Here is an 18636-nt window from a genome sequence, read left to right as displayed (position 1 = left end):
AATTTACGGCAACGTATAGTGCGGCTCATGAACACGGCAAGAGGTGCGTCGCCTTCCGCCCGTCCCGCAGACGGCTCCCGCCCGCCCGGCGGTGGCGCCGGGACCAAGGGCATGCCCCGCGCCCGCCGCGAGGAACAGATCCTCGCCGCCGCCGTCGAGGAGTTCGGCCGCCACGGCCACGCATCGGCGTCGATGGCCGAGATCGCCCGCCGCGTCGGGGTCACCAAGCCGATGCTGTACACCTATTTCGGCTCCAAGGACGGGCTCTACCTCGCCTGCCTGGAACGCGTCGCGCCCCGGCTCGTCACCGCGATCGAGGCGGCGATGGCACCGCAAGGGCCCGCGGCGGAGACCCCGCACCGCGTGCTGAGCGCCGTCTTCGGCGTCCTGGAGGGGCAGCGGGGCGCCTGGTTCGTGCTGTACGACCGGACGCTGAGGCCCGGGACCGACCTGCACACCGCCGCGCACCGGCACCGCCGGGCCATCGACGAACTCGCCGCCTCCGGCACCGCCGGCCTCCTGCGCGGCCACGGCAACGACGACCCGCTGGACGCCGACGCGCTGAAGCACGTGTGGACCGGAACGGTCGGCGCGCTGGTCGGCTGGTGGACCGCACACCCGGACGAGTCGGCGGCGGACATGGCCGCGCGCTGCGCCCGGCTGCTGACGGCGATCCGCGGCTGAGCGGTCCGCGAAGGGTGTGAGGGCATGGAGCGGGCCCCGCCGGAACGCGGCGGGGCCCTGAGGGAGACGCGGTCAGCCGGTCAGCGCGAACGACTGGGCGGCGGCCCCGTTGCACGGCTGCTGGGAGAGCCGTGCCCCGTCGGCGGTGGAGGAGCCGTCCACGGTGAGGCACTTGCCGCTGTGCCGTGCGACGAAGCGGTACCGGCCGTTCGCGGCCAGGGCCTCCGGCCGCCACTGCTGGTTGGTGGAGCCGACGTAGGACCACAGGTGGACCCTGGTGCCGTCGGCGGTCGCCCCGGCGCCGCCGTCCACGTCCCAGACCTTGCCGTTGTGACGGTTCACCACCTGGTAGTGGCCACCGCTCGTCGGCCGGAACTGCCAGCCCTGGTTGGCCCCGGTCCCGCACGCCCACTGCTGGAGCGCGGTGCCGTCCCCCGTACCCCAGTCGGCGGCGTCCAGGCAGGCCCCGCTGTTGGTGTTCTGCACCCGGTACCAGGCGGCCGGGTCGATGGAGCCGGCCGGGGGCTCGCCCGTACCGCCGTCCCCGGGCCAGGTGAAGGTGGCGACGGCCCCGGCGGGCAGGGTGTACGCCAGGGACCTCCCGTTGTCCGTCAGGGAGAACCGCTGGGCACCGGAAGCCGTGTTGACGACGACGGCCGCACGGGTCCCGTCCGGGTTCTGGAACGCCACGTTCTGCACACCCCCGGCGCCCTGGCTGGTGGAGCCGATCCGGGTCGCGCCGGGCCTGATGAACTTGGTGACGTGCCCCAGGACGTAGAACTCGGCGTTCCGGGTCACCTGGCCGCCGGCGATCTCGACGACGCCGTTGCAGCGGGTGCCGCAGTGCCCCTGGTGGGGGCCGCCGTTCCGGTCCAGGGCCAGGTTCCAGTTGATGACCGTCTCGCCGCCGTTGCGCATGTTCTGGACGACGAGGTTCTCCGTGTGCCACCTGAGCGTGTCACCGAAGGTCGTGGCGGGGTTCGCGCTGTCGGTGCCGGAGCACTCGGTGAAGAAGACCCGCTTCCCCGCGTTGACGATCTGCTGCTGCGCCGACGGGACTCCGCCGTAGCAGTGGAAGGCCGCGCCGATGACGCGCTGGATGCCTCCCGTCCGGGCGAAGACGTCCAGCGGATAGTTCGGGTGGTCCCAGTTGTGGTCGTACGCCAGGAGGCCGGTCGGCAGGTTCGCGGCGGTGAGCGTACGGTCCAGCACCCGGAAGAAGTCCGCCTGCTGCGCCGAGGTCATGCTCATCGACGGGTAACTGGTCGCGAACTCCGGCTCGTTCTGCGCGGTGAGGTCGGTGAGGGTGATGCCCTCCTGCCCGTACGCCCTGATCGCCTTCACCAGGTAGTCGGCGTACGCCTGGTGGTGCTCGGTCCGAAGGCTGCCCCCGTTGAGGGAGTTGTTCGTCTTCATCCAGGCCGGGGGAGACCACGGGGAGCCCATGAACCGGATGCCCGGGTTGATCGCGGTGGCCTGCTTCAGGACCGGGATGATCTGCGCCCGGTCCCGGTCGATGGAGAAGGAACCCCGGGTGTCCTCGTAGGTGTACGGGTCGGAGTTCGCGTCGAAGTCGGTGCTGCCCAGCGGCTGCCGCAGATAGTTGAGCCCGATGCCGTCCCCCTCCGAGGAGAAGAGCGACCGCAGCAGCGTGGTGCGCTGTGCCTGGGGGAGGCCCTGGATGAGCTGGGCGGAGGCGCCGGTCACCGAGGCGCCCGCCCCGGTGAACCTCTGGCCCTTGCTGCCCGCGTCGATACGGATGTCGACGCCCTGCGGGGTGCCGTTGAACGGGACGTTCCCTTCGGCGGCGAGCTTCTTGCCGCCGTCGGGGGTGGTGACCCAGACCTGCGCGACGGGGTCGGCGGCCCGGGCGGTGGTGACGCCGGCGTTGAGGCCGAGCCCGGTGACGGCCAGGACGAGCGCGGCGACGGCCGCGCGTGCTCTCGGACGTGGGGGACGGGGGTGGGACATGTGCGGCTCTCCTTCGGTCGGTACGCGTACGCATGAGGGGGCAACGACGTGAAGCGGAGGGGCAACGGCATGAAACCACACCCACTAAGTGGTTAGTAAGTAGTAGGCGTGCGGCTCCCGAAGAGCCGTCCGGCGCGGGCTTAAGCTGATCCGGTGAACAACCAGTCAGTGGGCAGACCGGCACGCCGTCCCGCGCGGCCCCGTACGCCGCGCAGCCCCGAAGCCCAGCAGCGGCAGCAGGACATCCTGGCCATCGCCATGGACACCTTCGCCGCCCGCGGCTACAACAACGCCTCGCTGGCGGAGATCGCGGACCGCGTCGGCCTCACCCAGGCGGGCGTGCTGCACTACTTCCGGTCCAAGGCGCTGCTCCTGACCAGCGTTCTCGAACTCCGCGACCGGGCCGACATCGAACAGCTCGGCCCCGACCGCCCGCAGGGGCTGGAGTTCCTCCGCCACCTGGTGAACACCGCGCTCCGCAACGCCGAACGCGAAGGGATCGTCCGCCTGTACGCGGTCCTCTCGGCGGAGTCCGTCACCGACGACCATCCCGCCCAGGAGTACTTCCGCGACCGCTACGACGGCCTGCGGGCCTTCGTGGCCGACGCCCTGCACGAGGCGTGCGACCTCCCCGCCGACCGGGCGGGCGCCACCCGGGACGCGGCCAACGCCGTCATCGCGGTCATGGACGGCCTCCAGGTCCAGTGGCTGCTGTCACCCGACTCCGTGGACATGGCCGCCTCCACGGACCTGGTGGTCACCTCCCTCCTCGCCACCCTGGCCCCCGGCCGCTTCGGCCCCGCCTCCCCCCACTGACCGGCAGGGGGACGGGGAAGGGCCGCCGCCCACCCGCGTATTGGGGCGTTCCCCGGCCACGCACGCTCAACTGGCCGTAGCATGCGAGGGCTTCGGTGATCCGGAGCGACAACTGAATGCGTGCGCGACTGGGGGAAGCCGGTGGGAATCCGGCGCTGACCTGCAACCGTGTGCGGCCGTTCGGGCCGCGAGTCGGACAGCCCGGCGCGTGACGCGTACCGCTTCCCCTGTCATGGTCTGCAGTGCGAAGCCCCGCGGCGGCGCCCCGCTGCGCGTACGCCGTGCGACGCACGGACGGGACGCGCCGTGGACGGCCGTCCCCGGTGCGGCACGGCAGGCCGCCCCGTACCGGAAGGCACACCCGTGCATCTGACATCCGCCCGCCGCACCCTCGTCGTCACCGCAGCCCTCGGCCTCGCCCTCGCCTCCGCCCCCGCCGTGGCCCAGCCGCGGACCACCGCCGCCACGAACACCCCCGTGAAGGTGACGGTCACCGTGAAGGGGCCGGACGGGCTCCTCTTCAAGGGGAGGATCAAGACCAAGGGGCATGACGTCACCACCGCCACCGGCGGCACGCACCGCTGCGACGGCACCAACGGCGGCGCGAACCCGAGCGCCGTTCCCACGCCCACCGCGGCCCTGGACGACGCCGCCAGGAAGAGACACTTCACCTGGGACGGCACCTGGTACGCCTCGTTCGACGACTACTCGGTCGACACCATAAAGAACGTCAGCGGCGGTGGTGCCGCCTACTGGAACATCGCCGTCAACGGCACCTCGATCCCGGTCGGCGGCTGCCAGTTCAAGCTCAACGCCGGGGACAAGGTCGCCTTCACCTGGACCGCGTTCTAGGGCCTGTCGTCGCACGGCAGGCGGCAGTTTGACGACAGGCCCTAGCAGCCGGGGGCACCCGCCCCGACACCTGGGGCGGCTCCGCGCCGCGATCCTCCCGCGGCGCGGAGCGCCCCGGCCGGGCATCGCACCGGCCTCAGCGCGCCCCCGGCACGGCCGGTTCCCCGGACCCGGCCGGCACCTGCGCGCCGAGCGCCTCCAGGAGCCAGTCGTGGGCCGACCCGGGCGTCGGCTCCACCGACCCGTCCGGGGCTCCGGTCACCTCGGCGGTCAGCTCCCAGTACCGGTCGATCCGAGGGTCGGCCGCGAGCTGCCCGGCCAGCCGGCGGCGGAATGCCGGAGTGTCGCGGATGCCGTACGTGCTCGCGTACGCGTCCACGAAGCCGTCCAGCGCCGCACCGGGACGCGGCGTCCCACCCCGCCGCAGCTCCTCGCCCGCCAGGTCGTACGCCGTGGCGAGCCCCGCGTACAGCACGGCCGACTCGCGCGCCCCCGCCGCCTCGTGCGCGCCGGGCTGACAGGGGCCGCCCCCGCCGTCGCACGGCCGGGACACGAAGGCGTTCAGCCGGGCGAAGGCGAGCACCTGCGCGGGCCTGGGGTCCTCCGGCGGCTGCGGTACCGCCACCTCCAGGAACGCCGCGACGGACCGGGCGGGCATCCGCGCGGGCAGCCAGGCACGCCAGAACCGGACCAGCGGGGCGGTGCTCGGCGCCTCGGCCACCGCCCCGACCAGCCGCAGCCGGGCGGGGCGTTCGGCCGGCGGACAGTCCCGTACGAGCCGGAGCGCCGCCTCACGCCAACGCAGCGCCCTCAGCTCCGGGCCGAGCGTCCGCAGCCGCCCGGCGACGGCACTCTCCAGTACGTCCCCCGTACCTCCGGCGTCCTGCTCGTCGAGGATCCGGCGCACTTGCGCCACCGGCAGGCCGAGCCCCCGCAGCGACCGGATGAGGGCCAGCCGCTCCACGGCCTCCGGCCCGTATCTGCGGTGCCCGCCCACGCTGCGGGACGCCTCCGGCAGCAGCCCGCCGTCCGAGTAGAAGCGGACGGTCTTGACGCTGACCCCCGCGTACCCGGCCAGCTCACCGATCGCGCAGAGACCGTCGTGCGACGAGAACACTTGAACCTCCCCCATGAGGAGTTCCTACGGTACCGGCGAGCGCCGCCGGAACAGCCGGGCCGGTGCGCGCACGGAAGTGCCTGACGAGGAGGAACCATGACCGTATTCATCCTGGTGGCAGGGGCGTTCACCGGACCGTATGTATGGCGGGACACGGCCGCACACCTGGCGGCGGGAGGCGCGGAGGTCCGTACGGTGGCGCTCACCGGACTCGGCAAGCGCGCGAGCGGTCCGGCGGAGGCGGTCGACCTGGAGACCCATGTCGCGGACGTCCTCGCGGTGATCGACCAGGTGGTGGCCCAGGGCGGCGGTGACATCGTGCTGGTCGGCCATGACTACGGCATCCACCCGGTGCTGGGTGCGGCCGACCGGCGGGCGGCGGAGGTCGCCCGGATCGTCCACCTGGACTCGGGGATGCCGAGGGACGGTGTCCCCGCCCTGGCGGCCGTCCCCGATCAGCGCCTGCGCGAGGAACTCGCCGAGGGCGGGGGAGCGCGGACCGGCGGTGAACTGCCGCCGCCCACGCGGGACGGCTGGTCCCGGTGGGGGAGTACGGCAGGGCTCTCCGAAGCGGCGCTGGACGGGCTGACCGCCCTCGCCGCCCCGCAGCCGCTGGGCACCCTGCTCCAGCCGCTGCGGCTGACCGGCGCGGTGGCGGAGGTGCCGGTGACCGGGGTGCTGTGCACGGGCAACGGGCCGGGCATCGAACTGGTCCAGCTGATGGTGGACATGGGCGAACCCGCGCTCCAGGCCCTGGCCGAGCCCCGGGTGACCTTCTTCGAGCTCCCCACGGGCCACTGGCCGATGCTCTCCCGCCCCGCCGAGCTGGCCGGGGTCCTGGCCGAGGCGGCCGCGGGCGGAGGCCACCGGCTCACGGCCCCCGGCACCGACGGCCCGCCCCCGCACCTGCGGCCGTTCCTCCTCGACGTCCCCGGACGGCCCCGCGAACGGACCGGGAACACCGACCTGTACCTGCCCGAAGGGCCGGGACCGCATCCGGCCGTGGTGTTCGTCCACGGCGGCCCCGTACCCGTGGACGCCCGGCCGACGCCCCGGGACTGGCCGACCCTGACGGGGTACGCGCGGTACGTCGCCGGGCGCGGGGCCGCGAGCGCCGTGCTCGACCACCGCCTGCACGCCGTGACCGACTACGGGCGGGCCGCCGAGGACGTGGCCGACGCGGTGGAACGGGTGCGGGCCGACCCCCGGGTGGACGGCGACCGGGTCGCCCTGTGGTTCTTCTCCGGCGGCGGCCCGCTCACCGCCGACTGGCTGGCGGCGCCCCCGCCCTGGCTGCGCTGCCTGGCCCTCAACTACCCGGTTCTCGCCCCGCTGCCGAGCTGGGGAGTGACCGACGGACGGTTCCGGCCGGTACGGGCGGTGGCCCGGGCGGGGAGGCTCCCGATCGTGCTGGTCCGGGCGGGGCGCGAGATGCCCGAGATCGCCGCGACCGTCGAGGAGTTCCTGGCCGCGGCCGCACGCGGCGGGGCCGACGTCGAGGTGGTCGACGTACCGGCGGGCCGCCACGGCTTCGAGACCCTCGACCGGACGGCCGGGTCCCGCGAGGCCGTGCACCGCGCGGTCACGGCGGTACTGGAGCGCCTGGAGCGCGGCGGTCCGACTACTCGATGACCAGCTCGACGTCGATGTTCCCCCGGGTGGCCTTGGAGTAGGGGCAGTAGGCGTGGGTGGCCTCGACCAGCCGCTGCCCGACCTCACCGGTGAGGGAGTCCGGCAGCTCCACGCGCATCACGACCGAGAGGCCGAAGCCGTCGCCGTCCTTGCCGATGGAGACCTCCGAGGTCACGGAGACGTCCTTGGTGTCGACCTTCATCTCCCGGGCGACCGACGCCATCGCACTGGCGAAACAGGCCGCGTACCCGGCCGCGAAGAGCTGCTCGGGGTTGGTGCCCTTGCCGTTGCCGCCCAGGGCCGGGGGCAGGGCGAGCGGCAGATCGAGCTGACCGTCGGAGCTGACGGCCCGGCCCTCGCGGCCGTTGGCGGTGGCGGCGGCGGTGTACAGCGCGTCCATGGGGTGACCCTCCTTCGTCGGTACCGCGAACGGATCGTCCGCGGTCACGGAAGAAATAGTTGCACACGATTAAGTTGTGCACAACTCAATGGCGTGGTCGGCGGTACGCTGGACCCATGAAGCCGGCATCTGCTCCCCCTCCCGCCCCCGCGCCCGACCTCGCCGCCGTGCCCGACGCGGAGCTGCTGCGACTGGACCACCAGGTCTGCTTCTCGCTGCACGCCGCGTCGCGCGCGTTCGGCGGCTTCTACCGGCAGGCGCTCAAGGGGCTCGGCCTCACCTACCCCCAGTACCTGGTCATGCTGGTCCTGTGGGAGGACGGCCCCCGGCCCGTCAAGGCGATCGGCGAGCGGCTCCACCTGGATTCCGGGACCCTGTCGCCCCTGCTGAAGCGGCTGGAGGCGGCGGGACTGGTCCGGCGCGAGCGCAGCCGCGAGGACGAGCGTTCCGTGGTCGTCGAGCTGACGGGCGACGGCGTACGGCTGCGCGAGAGCGCGCTGTCCATCCCCCGGGGTGTGCTCGCGGCGACCGGTCTGTCGGTGGAGGAGGTGCTCGCGCTGCAGGAGACGCTCGGCCGGCTCACGGCCGCCTTGGGTGAGGCGGCCGACGTCCCGGCCGAACCCTCGAATGAGTGACAGTTTTGCTTGTCATTGCTCATGAATGACAGCTAAGCTTGTCGCATGGACGAAGCGATGGTCATCCCCACCCCGGCCCGCCACGACGAGAACTTCTGGTCCGTGGTCATGGCGCAGGTGGAGCCCGCCTGGAGTGAGCCCGGCGACGACGAGACGTTCGAGATGGACGGGAAGGTGCTCGACGCGGCCCGCGCCCTGGCCGAGCGGATATCGACACGTGCCCACGCCTACCGCACCGCCGGGCAGCCCTTCGACCCGGCGCTCATGGCCGCCCCCGACCTGCAGCTGGCGCTGCTGCGTTCGCTGTACGAGGCCAGGCTCTCGGTCGACCGGCTGGCCGAGAGCGCGGCCACCGCTGCCGGGCGGGGCGGGGCGAGCTACACCCAGCTGGGCGCCGCCTGGGGCGGCATCAAACGCCAGTCCGCCCGCCTCAAGTGGCCCCACGCGGTGGTGAAGAGGCCGGCCGACGAGTCCATCCCGCTCGACTACGCGGGCGGCGCCGCCGTCATCCACCACGACCCGGGCGCGGATGCCTGGTGGTACACGGCCACTGCGGCGGACCGGCAGGAGGAGGAGTCCGAGGCCGCCTACGGCACCTCGGCCGAGGCCATCGCGCGAGCGACCGAATTCCTCCTGACCCACGCCCGTCCCGCCCGGCCGGACACCGTATGACCGGCGGGCCGCCGCCCCGGCGCGACGACCGGCCCGAGGAGCCGCGGCGGGAGCGCCTGGCCCGCACCTTCGACGAGGACGCGGAGCTGTACGACCGGGCCAGGCCCGGATATCCGCTGCGGCTGTACGAGGATCTCGGGCGGCTGGCCGGTGCCGGGCCCGGCAGCCGCGTCCTGGAGGTGGGCTGCGGGACCGGCCAGGCGACCGTGCCCCTGGCCGCACGGGGCTGCCGTGTCACCGCCGTCGACGCGGGCCCCCGCATGGCCGCGCTCGCCCGCCGCAACCTGGCCGGGGCCGGCTTCGGCCCGGCGGAGGCGGAGGTGGTGACGGCCCGCTTCGAGGACTGGCCGCTGCCGGGCGAACCGTACGACGTGCTGGTCTCGGCGACGGCCTTCCACTGGATCGACCCGGCGGTACGGCTGACCAGGGCCGCCGACGCACTGCGTCCGGGCGGGGCGCTCGCCGTGGTGCGCGGCCAGCATGTGCGGGGCGGCACCGAGGAGTTCTTCGTCGAGGTCCAGCGCTGCTACGAGCGCTTCGACCCACGGACCCCACCCGGGCTGAGACCCCCGGCGGCGGCCGACATCGACGGATCGGACCATGCGCGGGAGGTCGCGGACAGCGGCCGGTTCGGCCCCACGGTCCTGCGCCGCTACGAGCAGGACCTCACCTTCACCACCTCCGGCTATCTGGACCTGCTGCGGACCTTCTCCGGCCACCGGGCCCTTCCGGACGCTGCCAGGAACGGGCTGCTCGGATGCGTCGAAGCGCTGATCGAGGGGGGGTTACGGCGGCACGGTCACCAAGCGGTACCTCATCGAGCTGGCGGTGTCGCACCGGCGCTGACGCCTTCACCGCCCCGGACGGCGGGGGTCGCCCTGGTGCCGGGCAGGTGGCGGCGGCTGATGTTCCGTTCCGGCAGCGCGGTCGAGGCCCGTACCCCGGTCGACGTGCCGGGCGTGAACTCCGGCAACCGCCCGTCGGCGTCCTTGAGTTCACTGCGCGCTGTCGATGGCGGCATGCGCGGCCGAGAGACAGGGGGAGCCGGGGAGCGCCGGCCGGGCACCGATCGTCAGGCCGTGTGGCCGAAGCGCCAGGCCTCGATGTCCCGATAGCGGATCGGCCCCGGACCCCGGCCGATGTTGCTGCCCACCAGATGCAGCCGCTCGGCCGCCCAGGTCCGGCCCGAGAACGCGGCGAGTCCCGCGGCGATCTCCACCGCCGCGCCCTGGTCGCCCCGGCGGGAGCGGGCCAGCGTCAGATGAGGGCGCAGCGGCCGCTCGGGGAAGGGGACACCGCAGGCCCGGACCAGCTCACGTACGTCGGTGGCGAGCCGGTGCAGCCCTTCGAGGTCCCCGTCGATCCCGCTCCACAGCACCCGCTCGTCGAAGTGCCCACCGCCGCCCAGCGCCAGCCGCAGGGGCCGGCGCCCGGCCGCCAGTCCGGAGAGCGGGGACATCAGGGGCGGGACGGAGGGCAGGGGGAGTTCACCGAGGAACGCCAGGGTGATGTGCCAGTCCTCGATCCGGTTCCACCGCAGGCGGGGGTGGGCCGCATAAGCGGGACGCAGGGCCCGCTCCAGCTCGTCCTTGGCATCGTCGGGCGGGGCGAGCGCCAGGAACACCCGGATCGTGGCGGCCTGGTCACGCTCGTCCACGGTGGGTCCGGTCATGGCGTCGGGCAGTTCGTTCACCTGCGTACGGTACGTGCCGGCCACGCTTCCGCCGCAACGCGGCGGAACGGACGACCAGGACGCGCCGTGGCCGGGGGAGGAACGGGCTCAGGAAGGCGTGTGCCGTGCGGCCCCCTCGGGGCTCCAGGTGGCGTTGACGACCGCGATGCTCGCATCGCCGCTCTCGAACAGGCGGGCCGGATCGGCCGGACCGACCGGTCCGCCGACGTGGTCGAGGAGCAGGACGGGCTGCGGCTCACCGTCCTGCTCGGCGGGCACGAAGTCGGTGCTGATCTCCCGGCGCAGAAGCACGACGTGCTCGCCGCCGTCGGAGGCGACGCGGGGAAGGCCGTCCAGTGCGTCGCGCAACTCCTCGCCGTACGCGGCGAGATCGTGGGCGAGGACGTCCCAGTGCGCCGTGACGGTGACGGCGAGCCGGTCGCCGCTGCGCTCGTACCGCGCGGCCAGATCGTCGGGCAGCAGGTAGAAGACCCCGTCCTCCCCCTCGTGCCCCCGGTTCAGCAGCAGGCAGACCATGCGCTCGGCCGGATCGGCCGACGCCTGGTCGAGGCCGAGGATCACCTCCCGGCTCTCCGGGTCGAGGGCCGGGATGGTGCTGATCCACATACGGGTGAGGTCGTCCATGGGCGGTATCCAAGCACGGGCCCCGGGGGGAGCGCCGAGGCGGGCGGGGAGTTGCTGCGGACCGCGCACGCACCCCGCGCGCAACGGCCGGCCCCACGGCGCGCCCCCTCGCCGGGCCGATGCCACTCCGGACCACGGGCGCACGTGGCAGCAGCCGAAACGGCATGATTCCGGCCCCGTGCCCGCGCACGGTTCAGGCCGTGGACGCCCCGGTCTGCGGTCCGACGGCGGAGTATCGGTACGCCCGGAGCTGAGCGGATGCGACACGGTTCGAACGTGTGCGAAAGACACCGGCCAGTCCGGCGGCCCTGCTGAGCTGGCCGGTCTACCTGTCGACCACATAGGTGCCTAAGGCATCCAATGGTGTCGAGGCGCGGAACGATCGGCTCCGCGCACACGACCGAGCACTGCGAGGCGACCCCACCCCATGACGGAATCCACTGCAGACCCGACCGCCCGCCGGGCCCCCGGCCCCACCGCACCCGCCACCGCGGCGGCCGTCGGCCCGGCCCCCGCGACACCCTTCCCGCAGGACCGGGGGTGCCCCTACCACCCGCCCGCCGGGTACGCGCCGCTGCGTGAGGACCGCCCGCTCAGCAGGGTGGCCCTCTTCGACGGGCGCCCGGTCTGGGCGGTCACCGGGCACGCCCTGGCGCGTCGGCTGCTGGCCGATCCACGGCTCTCCACCGACCGCACCCACCCGGACTTCCCCGCCCCGGCCCCGCGCTTCGCCAACGCGAACCGGCGCCGCGTGGCCCTGCTCGGCGTCGACGACCCCGAGCACAACACGCAGCGCAGAATGCTCATCCCGGCCTTCTCCGTGAAGCGGATCAACGCCCTGCGCCCCCGCATCCAGGAGACCGTCGACCGCCTGCTCGACGCGATGGAACGCCAGGGGCCACCGGCCGAGCTGGTGAGCGCGTTCGCCCTGCCGGTGCCGTCGATGGTGATCTGTGCCCTGCTCGGAGTGCCGTACGCCGACCACGAGTTCTTCGAGGAGCGCTCGCGGCGGCTCCTGCGCGGCCCCGGCGCGGACGACGTCGACCGGGCCCTCGACGAACTCGAGGAGTACCTCGGCGCGCTGATCGACCGCAAACATACGGACCCCGGGGACGGCCTCCTCGACGAACTGATCCACCGCGACCACCCCGGCGGACCGGTCGACCGCGAGGAGCTGGTCTCGTTCGCCGTGATCCTGCTCATCGCGGGGCACGAGACGACGGCGAACATGATCTCGCTCGGCACCTTCACCCTGCTGCGCCACCCCGAGCAGCTCGCGGCGCTGCGGGCCGGCGGGACGACGACGGCCGGGGCGGTCGAGGAGCTGTTGCGGTTCCTCTCCATCGCCGACGGCCTGCAGCGCCTGGCGACCGGGGACATCGAGGTGCCGGACGCCGGGGTGACGATCCGCAAGGGCGAGGGCGTCCTCTTCTCGACCTCGCTCATCAACCGCGACGACGACGTGTTCCCCCGGCCCGAGACGCTCGACTGGGAACGGCCCGCCCGTCACCATCTGGCCTTCGGCTTCGGCGTGCACCAGTGCCTGGGGCAGAACCTGGCGCGCGCGGAACTCGACATCGCGATGCGCTCGCTCTTCGAGCGGCTGCCGGGCCTCAGGCTCGCCGTCCCCGCGCAGGAGATCCCCCACAAACCGGGGGACACGATCCAGGGCATGCTCGAACTGCCCGTGGCCTGGTGAGCGGCATGGGCGTCCAGGTCGACCGGGAACGCTGCGTGGGGGCGGGCATGTGCGCGCTGACCGCACCGGACGTGTTCACGCAGGACGACGACGGCCTGAGCGAGGTGCTCCCGGGCCGCGCGGAGACTGCCGGAGGCCACCCCTTGGTGGGGGAGGCCGTACGGGCCTGCCCGGTGGGGGCGGTGGCCCTGTCCGCCGACTGACCGGTACGGGGTGAGGCGGCGGAGCCCGCGCGAGCCGTCGGCACGGACGCCCCGGTCGCCGTACCGGCTCGCGCGGACCCCCGCGAAGGGATCGACGAAAAGAAGAGGTGATCGATTTATGCTGCTCTGATGCGATCTGCTCCTTGGTGGGCTCTGCTCTCCTCCGGGTGCGCCCCGGTCCTGCTGGTCGGTTCCTGGGCGATCGCGCAGCAGCGGCAGGGCCCGGAGTACGACCCCGCGAAGGAGACCCTGAGCGTGCTGGCGGCCTACGGCGCCACCAGCTACTGGCTGATGACGGGCATGCTGCTGGTGCTGGGCACCTGTTACGTGGTCACGGCACACGCACTGCGGGAGGCGGCCCCGGCCGGGCGGCTGGCTCTGGCCGGCGGCGGACTGTGCGCCCTGGCGTTGACGGTGGTGCCGGCGCCGAGCAGCGGCGGGGCGCTGGAGCACGGGGCCGTGGCCGCGCTCGGCCTCGTGCTGCTGGCGGTGTGGCCTCCGCTGGCGGCGGTCCGGGGGAGGGGGCCGGTGCCGTGGGGGCTGCGGCTGGACGTGGCGCTGGGGGCGAGTGCGCTGATGGGGGCGACGGCGCTGTGGTTCCTGGCGGAGTTGCAGAGCGCGGGGGCGCCGGGCGTGGCCGAGCGGGTGGTGACGTTCGTCCAGGCGTTGTGGCCGTTCCTGGTGGTGGTCTCCTGTCGGCGGAGCGCCGGTTCGCGGAGGGGCGGTGAGGCGTGGGACCGCGGCTGACGGGGGAGTGGCCGGCCGGGCTCCGGCCCGCCCGTGGGGGCCGTGCCTGAAGGTCCTGGCCCGGGGTCCCGGCCTCTGGGGTCAGTGGCTCGTGCCGGCGAAGGGGCCGTCGTGGCCGAAGGCGAGCCGGGCGAAGCGTTCGGCGATGAGGCGGTGGGTGGCCAGGTCGGGGTGGAGGTCGTCGGGGAGCGGCAGGTCGGCGTGATCGTTCTCGCCGTAGAGGTCGAGGCCGTCCAGATGGTGGAGATGGGGGTCGGTGGCGGTGCGTCCGGCGACGAGCCTGGCGAGTTCGTCCCGGATGACGGTGAGGGTCAGCTTCCCGGCGGCTGTCTCGGCCGGATCCCCGGTGGCGGTGAACCGCAGCCGTCCCTCGCTCATCGCGCCGAGGTCGTAGGCGCTGGGGCCGGGGGTGTGCTCGTGGATGGGGCAGTGGATCGGTGAGATGACCAGCAGGGGCGTGGTGGGGTGGCCCTCGCGGACGGTGTCGAGGAAGCCGTGGACGGCCGGGCCGAAGGCGCGCAGCCGCATGAGGTCGGTGTTCACCAGGTTGATGCCGATCTTGATGCTGATGAGATCGGCGGGGGTGTCCCGGAGGGCGCGCGCGGTGAAGGGATCGAGCAGGGCGCTGCCGCTGAACCCCAGGTTGATCAGTTCCGCTCCGCCGTGGGCGGCGGCCAGGGCGGGCCAGGTGCCGGTGGGGGTGGCGGCGTTGGAGCCGTGGCTGATGGAACTGCCGTGGTGCAGCCAGACGGGCCGGCCGCCGGACCGCGGGGCGTCGACGGGGGCGTCGGTGCGCAGGGCGACCAGTTGGGTGGTCTCGTCGTGCGGCAGCCAGATCTCGATGCCCTTCTCGGTGTCGGGCAGGCCGCCGAAGCGGAGGGTTTCCACGGGCCCCGGGCGGGCGTGCGAGGCGCCCGAGGACAGGTCGATGGTGAGGGTGTCGCCGTCGGGCGCACTGGCCCGGCCGACGTGTCGGCCGTCGACGAGGAGTTCGTACACACCGTCCGGGCGGCGCGGCGCCCCGGGGTAGACGCGTTTGGTGGCGATCACGTCCAGCTCGACGGTGGTGGCCCGGCTGCGGAAGGCCAGCCGGACCCCGGCGGGCTGCGCCTCGGCCATGGCCAGCTGCCCGTCGGGGATCTGGGCCCGGGCGTGGGCGGGCAGCCGGTGGGGCAGCACGCCGCGGTCGGTGCGCTCCAGGTCGAGGGCGCCGCGCAGGATGTCGGGGCCGATGGGGGTGGTGATCCACTCGTGCGGGGTGTTCATCGTCGCGTTCTCCTCGCGAGGGTTCGTCCGGCCGGAGGGCAGGACCTGACACCGGGAATCCGAGGCCAGGGCCTGGGAGGAGCCGGGGCTTTGGGGAGGTCCGGGCTCCGGAGAGGCCGAGGGCGGAAGGTCAGGTGGCGGAGGGCCAGTTGCGCAGCAGGGCGTCGAGTGCGCCGAGGATCTCGGTCCAGCTCTCCTGGGAGGCGGGGGCGCTGTGGCTGAAGCCGCCGGCCGCCTCCAGGCCGACGTAACCGCTGAAGACGCTGCCCAGCAGCCGTACGGCATGCGTCTGCTGCTGCTCCGTCAGGTCGTAGCCGCGCAGGATGGCCCGCATCATCCGGGAGTGCCGTACGCCGGCGCCGGCGGCGGCCGCGTCGGCGTCGAGCCGGAACTGGGCTGCCGCGAAGCGCCCCGGGTGCTGGAAGGCGTAGTCGCGGTAGGCGTCGGCGAAGGCGCTGAGGGCGTCCTTGCCGGCCCGGCCCGCGAGGGCGGCGGAGGCCCGGTCCGCCAGCTCCTCCAGGGCGAGCAGGGCGATCTTCGTCTTGAGGTCGTGGGCGTTCCTGACGTGCGAGTACAGGCTCGCGGTCCTGACGCCCAGCTGCCGGGCGAGTGCGGAGGGGGTCACCCCTTCGAACCCGATCTCGTCCGCCAGCTCGGCCCCCGCCCTCACCACGCGTTCCGCGGCCGGTCCTGCCTTCGCCATGCCACCACCCATCCGAATACTTCCTCATGATTGCCTAAGGAAATATACGTTTGCCTAACCTTATTAGGCAAACTAGCGTGACAGTTATGAGACCGCTGACCGAGCAAGAGATCCGTACCGCGTTCGTGAACTGCACCAAGGGTGAGGCCAAGCGTCTGCACGTCCCCCGCGACCTGGCCGAACGGCCCTGGGACGACCTGGACTTCCTGGGCTGGCGCGACCCGCAGGCACCCGACCGGGCCTACCTCGTGGCGGCCTGGGGCAGTCGCCCGGTCGGTCTCCAGCTGCGTTCCTCGGACGCGGGTTCCTGGCAGACGCGCCGCAGCATGTGCTCGATGTGCGTGACCACCCACACGGGAGGCGTCTCGCTGCTCGTGGCCCCACGGGCCGGGAAGGCCGGCCAGCAGGGCAACTCGGTCGGCGCCTACATGTGCAGCGATCTGGCCTGCTCGCTCTACGTACGGGGCAAGAAGGACGCCGGGATCGGCGCACGGCTGCACGAGTCGCTCACCCTGGAGGAGAAGGTCCGCCGGACCGTGGCGAACCTGTCCGCGTTCATCGCCAAAGTGACCGGGTGACCCCACGGGCGGGCCGTACCGGCGACGGCGCGGAGGCCGTCCCACCGGGGCGGATGGGACGGCGGCCGTGACGGCCCGGGCTCACGGCAGGCGCTTGCGAGCCGCTTCGACGGCACCCGTGACGCTGTCCACGGCGCCCCCGGTGGCGCCGCCGACGAGGTCGGCGGCCTGGTGCGCCCGGTGGGCGACGGCGTCGGAGGCGTGAGCGGCGGCGTGGCGGGTGCGGTACGCGAAAGAGGGCTTGCCGTGGGTGTCGGCGGCGGCGATGAGGAGTCCGCCGAGCAGGGACGCGTTCTTGAGGAAATGGACCCGCTGGGCGGACCGTTCCTCCCGGTCCTCGATCTCCCAGAACCGGTGGGCCGCCAGGGTCGTCGGGACGAGGGTCACCGCCAGGGCCGCCGAGGCGAGCCGGGGCGCCCGCCCCAGCGCGAGGAGGAGGCCGGCGCCCAGCTGTACGGCGCCGTTGAGGCGTACGAGCCGCTCGGGATCCTCCGGCAGCAGGGAGGTCCGCGGCGCGACGGCCGAGGAGAGGACATCGGCCACGGGCGCGGCGGCGGGAGCCAGGCGCTGGGGATCGCGGACCGCGGCGAATCCGCCGCTGACGAACATCGAGGCCAGCAGGGGCCGGGCAACTCTGCGCAGAACAGTCATGAGGGTCGGCTGCCCCGCCGGACGGGGAGTACGCGCGCCCGTGTCCGCCGTCGAGGGCGCAGCTTTTGTGGCGCGGGTTGGCGCTCAGTGGTGCCATATGGTGCCACTTGAATGCAGGGGGAAGCCCGTCCGTATTCCTGGCAAAACGGCCATTGAAGCCCTCGCCCTTCTTTCGCTCCGCCGAATTCCTCCGGCCCCCGTAGATATGGCTTGCCTGTGGCGCCATAGTGACGCCATGATGGCGTCATGGATCTCACTCCCTATGTCGACTCCCTCCGCCGTGAACTCGCGGTGGCCGCCGAGGCGGGCGGCGACGAAGCCCGCGCCCTGGCGGACCGGCTCACCGCTCCCCTGGAGTCCGCGACCCGGCTGACCATGCTCCACGTGCTCTCCGCCGCGATGGACGAGGTCACGCGTGAACTCGCCCCGGGTTCGGTCGATGTGCGCCTGCGCGGGCTGGACCCCGACTTCGTGGTGACGGTGCCGCAGGCCGGGGACGGGGCTCCGGTGGAGCCTGCCGGGCCCGCCGGACCGGTGAGGATCCCGGCCGACGGCGACGAGGGCGGCACCGCCCGGGTCAACCTGCGGCTGCCCGCGCACCTCAAGGCCCGCGCCGAGGACGCGGCGGCCGCCGAGGGCCTGTCGGTCAACGCGTGGCTGGTGCGGGCGGTGTCGGCCGCCGTCGACGGCGGTACCCGGCCGCGTACGGCGGGGAGGGCCCCGACGGCCGGACAGAGCTTCACGGGCTGGGTGCGCTGACCGCGACCCTCCCCATACCACTCCACCACCAACAGCACGTTCCCACCGGCGGGAACGCCCCAGGACCCACGAGGACGGAACAGCCATGCCTTCTTTCGACACTCCCGAACCGATCTCCGTCACCGCGCATGTGGAGGCCGGCTCCATCCGGTTCACCGCGGGCGACGGTCCCCGTACCGTCGTCGACGTACGCCCCCGCGACCCCGAGCGGGACCAGGACGTGACGACGGCCGGGCGGACCGAGGTCACGTACGCGAGCGGCGCGCTCGCCGTCAGGACCCCCAGGCCCGGACTGCTCGGCCGCACCGGCACCGTCGACGTGACGGTCGAACTGCCCGTCGGCTCGCGCGTCGAGATGACCGGCGCCTGGGCCCAGGTGCTCGGCGAGGGCCGGCTCGGCGAGGTCCGTGTGAAGACCTCCTCCGGAGACGTCCGGCTCGACACGGTCGGCCCGCTGCACCTGACCGCATCGCACGGCTCGATCACCGTGGACCGGGTCGAGGGCCCGGCCGAGATCACCACCAGCTCCGGAAGCCTGCGCCTCGGGCACGTGGACGGCCCGGCCGTCCTCAAGAACTCGCACGGCACCACGACCGTCGGGGTCGCGCTGGACGACCTGCGGGTGCGCGGTGCCAACGGAGACATCGCCGTCACCCGGGCCGAGGGATCGGTCACCGCCACGGCGGCGCACGGCACTCTCCTCGTCTCAGAAGTGGCCCGGGGAGAGGTCCGGCTGGAGACCTCCTACGGGGCCGTCGAGGTCGGCGTCCGCAAGGGCACCGCCGCCTGGCTCGACGTCAGCTCGGGATCTGGCCAGGTGCGCAACGCCCTCACCGGGTCGCAGGCCCCGGAGGACGCCGAGGACACGGTGAAGGTCCACGCCCGCACCCGCCACGGCAACATCGACATCCGCCGCGCCGAGCGGTGACCCCGA

At 73.4% G+C, this 18636-nt stretch carries 20 protein-coding genes and 1 pseudogene; 13 read left to right on the top strand and 8 right to left on the bottom strand.

Annotated elements, in window-relative coordinates; all coding sequences use genetic code 11:
- The first annotated feature begins 27 nt into the window (after window positions 1–27).
- The gene (locus ACQ9ZG_RS00190; RefSeq protein ID WP_375138312.1) at window positions 28–684 is read left to right on the top strand and encodes a TetR/AcrR family transcriptional regulator; all 657 of its coding nucleotides are present in this window, start codon (window positions 28–30) and stop codon (window positions 682–684) included.
- A 72-nt stretch (window positions 685–756) separates the two neighbouring features.
- On the opposite strand, the gene ACQ9ZG_RS00185 is transcribed toward ACQ9ZG_RS00190, so the two are convergent.
- The gene (locus tag ACQ9ZG_RS00185; protein WP_109915598.1) at window positions 757–2655 is read right to left on the bottom strand and encodes an RICIN domain-containing protein; all 1899 of its coding nucleotides are present in this window, start codon (window positions 2653–2655) and stop codon (window positions 757–759) included.
- 258 nt (window positions 2656–2913) lie between these two features.
- On the opposite strand from ACQ9ZG_RS00185, the gene ACQ9ZG_RS00180 reads away from it, so the two are divergent.
- Both ACQ9ZG_RS00180 and ACQ9ZG_RS00175 read left to right on the top strand, forming a co-directional pair.
- A complete protein-coding gene (locus ACQ9ZG_RS00180) occupies window positions 2914–3471 on the top strand; it encodes a TetR/AcrR family transcriptional regulator (protein WP_109915597.1) in 558 nt (185 codons plus the stop codon).
- A gap of 363 nt (window positions 3472–3834) precedes the next feature.
- Complete coding sequence (locus ACQ9ZG_RS00175) at window positions 3835–4323, top strand: DUF4430 domain-containing protein (protein ID WP_028416995.1); 489 nt, start codon at window positions 3835–3837, stop codon at window positions 4321–4323.
- Window positions 4324–4459: 136 nt separating this feature from the next.
- Here the strand turns inward: ACQ9ZG_RS00175 and ACQ9ZG_RS00170 are convergent, their stop codons facing one another.
- Window positions 4460–5440: a MerR family transcriptional regulator gene (locus ACQ9ZG_RS00170; RefSeq protein WP_499281557.1), complete on the bottom strand. Its 981-nt coding sequence runs from the start codon at window positions 5438–5440 to the stop codon at window positions 4460–4462.
- A gap of 96 nt (window positions 5441–5536) precedes the next feature.
- On the opposite strand from ACQ9ZG_RS00170, the gene ACQ9ZG_RS00165 reads away from it, so the two are divergent.
- Window positions 5537–7072 carry an alpha/beta fold hydrolase gene (locus ACQ9ZG_RS00165; protein ID WP_499279585.1) on the top strand — a complete coding sequence of 512 codons (1536 nt, stop codon included), beginning with the start codon at window positions 5537–5539 and terminating at the stop codon, window positions 7070–7072.
- Here the strand turns inward: ACQ9ZG_RS00165 and ACQ9ZG_RS00160 are convergent.
- On the bottom strand, window positions 7062–7472 hold the full coding sequence (locus ACQ9ZG_RS00160) for an organic hydroperoxide resistance protein (protein ID WP_084996863.1): 411 nt from the start codon (window positions 7470–7472) through the stop codon (window positions 7062–7064). The genes ACQ9ZG_RS00165 and ACQ9ZG_RS00160 overlap by 11 nt on opposite strands.
- Before the next feature lie 116 nt (window positions 7473–7588).
- Here ACQ9ZG_RS00160 and ACQ9ZG_RS00155 point away from each other — a divergent pair, with 116 nt between their 5' ends.
- The 3 genes and pseudogenes from ACQ9ZG_RS00155 (at window position 7589) to ACQ9ZG_RS00145 (ending at window position 9625) form a co-directional block, all read left to right on the top strand.
- Entirely contained in the window at window positions 7589–8107 is a 519-nt protein-coding gene (locus ACQ9ZG_RS00155; protein WP_109917405.1) for a MarR family winged helix-turn-helix transcriptional regulator, read from the top strand.
- A gap of 45 nt (window positions 8108–8152) precedes the next feature.
- Window positions 8153–8779: a hypothetical protein gene (locus tag ACQ9ZG_RS00150; RefSeq protein ID WP_109917404.1), complete on the top strand. Its 627-nt coding sequence runs from the start codon at window positions 8153–8155 to the stop codon at window positions 8777–8779.
- Window positions 8776–9625 (top strand): annotated as a pseudogene (locus ACQ9ZG_RS00145) (class I SAM-dependent methyltransferase). Before ACQ9ZG_RS00150 ends, ACQ9ZG_RS00145 begins: the two are co-directional and overlap by 4 nt.
- A 226-nt stretch (window positions 9626–9851) precedes the next feature.
- On the opposite strand, the gene thpR reads toward ACQ9ZG_RS00145, so the two are convergent.
- Together thpR and ACQ9ZG_RS00135 are read right to left on the bottom strand one after the other, a co-directional pair.
- On the bottom strand, window positions 9852–10472 hold the full coding sequence (thpR, locus tag ACQ9ZG_RS00140) for an RNA 2',3'-cyclic phosphodiesterase (protein ID WP_109914098.1): 621 nt from the start codon (window positions 10470–10472) through the stop codon (window positions 9852–9854).
- Between the two features lie 87 nt (window positions 10473–10559).
- Window positions 10560–11096, bottom strand: coding sequence for a hypothetical protein (locus ACQ9ZG_RS00135; protein ID WP_109914097.1), 537 nt, complete (start codon window positions 11094–11096; stop codon window positions 10560–10562).
- Window positions 11097–11523: 427 nt separating this feature from the next.
- Here ACQ9ZG_RS00135 and ACQ9ZG_RS00130 point away from each other — a divergent pair, with 427 nt between their 5' ends.
- From ACQ9ZG_RS00130 to ACQ9ZG_RS00120, 3 genes are all read left to right on the top strand, one after another.
- Window positions 11524–12795 carry a cytochrome P450 gene (locus ACQ9ZG_RS00130; protein ID WP_499279582.1) on the top strand — a complete coding sequence of 424 codons (1272 nt, stop codon included), beginning with the start codon at window positions 11524–11526 and terminating at the stop codon, window positions 12793–12795.
- Window positions 12796–12800: 5 nt separating this feature from the next.
- Window positions 12801–12998, top strand: a complete 198-nt coding sequence (locus ACQ9ZG_RS00125) for a ferredoxin (RefSeq protein ID WP_053562550.1) — start codon at window positions 12801–12803, stop codon at window positions 12996–12998.
- Between the two features lie 129 nt (window positions 12999–13127).
- Window positions 13128–13745 carry a DUF998 domain-containing protein gene (locus ACQ9ZG_RS00120; protein ID WP_386697285.1) on the top strand — a complete coding sequence of 206 codons (618 nt, stop codon included), beginning with the start codon at window positions 13128–13130 and terminating at the stop codon, window positions 13743–13745.
- Window positions 13746–13826: 81 nt separating this feature from the next.
- Here the strand turns inward: ACQ9ZG_RS00120 and ACQ9ZG_RS00115 are convergent, their stop codons facing one another.
- Window positions 13827–15011 (bottom strand): SGNH/GDSL hydrolase family protein, encoded by a 1185-nt coding sequence (locus tag ACQ9ZG_RS00115; RefSeq protein ID WP_109917304.1) that lies wholly within the window; start codon window positions 15009–15011, stop codon window positions 13827–13829.
- 130 nt (window positions 15012–15141) lie between these two features.
- Window positions 15142–15714 (bottom strand): TetR/AcrR family transcriptional regulator, encoded by a 573-nt coding sequence (locus ACQ9ZG_RS00110; protein ID WP_109917303.1) that lies wholly within the window; start codon window positions 15712–15714, stop codon window positions 15142–15144.
- Window positions 15715–15800: 86 nt separating this feature from the next.
- Here ACQ9ZG_RS00110 and ACQ9ZG_RS00105 point away from each other — a divergent pair, with 86 nt between their 5' ends.
- Entirely contained in the window at window positions 15801–16292 is a 492-nt protein-coding gene (locus ACQ9ZG_RS00105) for an FBP domain-containing protein (RefSeq protein WP_084996870.1), read from the top strand.
- An 81-nt stretch (window positions 16293–16373) separates the two neighbouring features.
- On the opposite strand, the gene ACQ9ZG_RS00100 is transcribed toward ACQ9ZG_RS00105, so the two are convergent.
- Entirely contained in the window at window positions 16374–16943 is a 570-nt protein-coding gene (locus tag ACQ9ZG_RS00100) for a DoxX family membrane protein (RefSeq protein ID WP_499279580.1), read from the bottom strand.
- A gap of 246 nt (window positions 16944–17189) precedes the next feature.
- Here ACQ9ZG_RS00100 and ACQ9ZG_RS00095 point away from each other — a divergent pair, with 246 nt between their 5' ends.
- Window positions 17190–17702, top strand: coding sequence for a hypothetical protein (locus tag ACQ9ZG_RS00095; protein WP_499279578.1), 513 nt, complete (start codon window positions 17190–17192; stop codon window positions 17700–17702).
- Window positions 17703–17787: 85 nt separating this feature from the next.
- Window positions 17788–18630, top strand: coding sequence for a DUF4097 family beta strand repeat-containing protein (locus ACQ9ZG_RS00090; protein ID WP_109915908.1), 843 nt, complete (start codon window positions 17788–17790; stop codon window positions 18628–18630).
- Window positions 18631–18636: the final 6 nt, after the last annotated feature.

Origin of the sequence: Streptomyces araujoniae (genome assembly GCF_050871195.1) — a bacterium.
Taxonomy (GTDB): domain Bacteria; phylum Actinomycetota; class Actinomycetes; order Streptomycetales; family Streptomycetaceae; genus Streptomyces; species Streptomyces bacillaris.
The sequence above is the reverse complement of the archived record's forward strand: the minus strand, read 5'-3'. Positions and strand labels throughout refer to the sequence as shown.

Bases quoted from the DNA above. Each gene is read 5' to 3' on its own strand.
- ACQ9ZG_RS00110 (WP_109917303.1), bottom strand. From the start codon at position 15,714: ATGGCGAAGGCAGGACCGGCCGCGGAACGCGTGGTGAGGGCGGGGGCC.
- ACQ9ZG_RS00150 (WP_109917404.1), top strand. From the start codon at position 8,153: ATGGACGAAGCGATGGTCATCCCCACCCCGGCCCGCCACGACGAGAAC.
- ACQ9ZG_RS00185 (WP_109915598.1), bottom strand. From the start codon at position 2,655: ATGTCCCACCCCCGTCCCCCACGTCCGAGAGCACGCGCGGCCGTCGCC.
- ACQ9ZG_RS00115 (WP_109917304.1), bottom strand. From the start codon at position 15,011: ATGAACACCCCGCACGAGTGGATCACCACCCCCATCGGCCCCGACATC.
- ACQ9ZG_RS00160 (WP_084996863.1), bottom strand. From the start codon at position 7,472: ATGGACGCGCTGTACACCGCCGCCGCCACCGCCAACGGCCGCGAGGGC.
- ACQ9ZG_RS00105 (WP_084996870.1), top strand. From the start codon at position 15,801: ATGAGACCGCTGACCGAGCAAGAGATCCGTACCGCGTTCGTGAACTGC.
- ACQ9ZG_RS00090 (WP_109915908.1), top strand. From the start codon at position 17,788: ATGCCTTCTTTCGACACTCCCGAACCGATCTCCGTCACCGCGCATGTG.
- ACQ9ZG_RS00165 (WP_499279585.1), top strand. From the start codon at position 5,537: ATGACCGTATTCATCCTGGTGGCAGGGGCGTTCACCGGACCGTATGTA.
- ACQ9ZG_RS00180 (WP_109915597.1), top strand. From the start codon at position 2,914: ATGGACACCTTCGCCGCCCGCGGCTACAACAACGCCTCGCTGGCGGAG.
- ACQ9ZG_RS00095 (WP_499279578.1), top strand. From the start codon at position 17,190: ATGGATCTCACTCCCTATGTCGACTCCCTCCGCCGTGAACTCGCGGTG.
- ACQ9ZG_RS00125 (WP_053562550.1), top strand. From the start codon at position 12,801: ATGGGCGTCCAGGTCGACCGGGAACGCTGCGTGGGGGCGGGCATGTGC.
- ACQ9ZG_RS00120 (WP_386697285.1), top strand. From the start codon at position 13,128: ATGCGATCTGCTCCTTGGTGGGCTCTGCTCTCCTCCGGGTGCGCCCCG.
- ACQ9ZG_RS00135 (WP_109914097.1), bottom strand. From the start codon at position 11,096: ATGGACGACCTCACCCGTATGTGGATCAGCACCATCCCGGCCCTCGAC.
- ACQ9ZG_RS00100 (WP_499279580.1), bottom strand. From the start codon at position 16,943: ATGACTGTTCTGCGCAGAGTTGCCCGGCCCCTGCTGGCCTCGATGTTC.
- ACQ9ZG_RS00155 (WP_109917405.1), top strand. From the start codon at position 7,589: ATGAAGCCGGCATCTGCTCCCCCTCCCGCCCCCGCGCCCGACCTCGCC.
- ACQ9ZG_RS00130 (WP_499279582.1), top strand. From the start codon at position 11,524: ATGACGGAATCCACTGCAGACCCGACCGCCCGCCGGGCCCCCGGCCCC.
- ACQ9ZG_RS00190 (WP_375138312.1), top strand. From the start codon at position 28: ATGAACACGGCAAGAGGTGCGTCGCCTTCCGCCCGTCCCGCAGACGGC.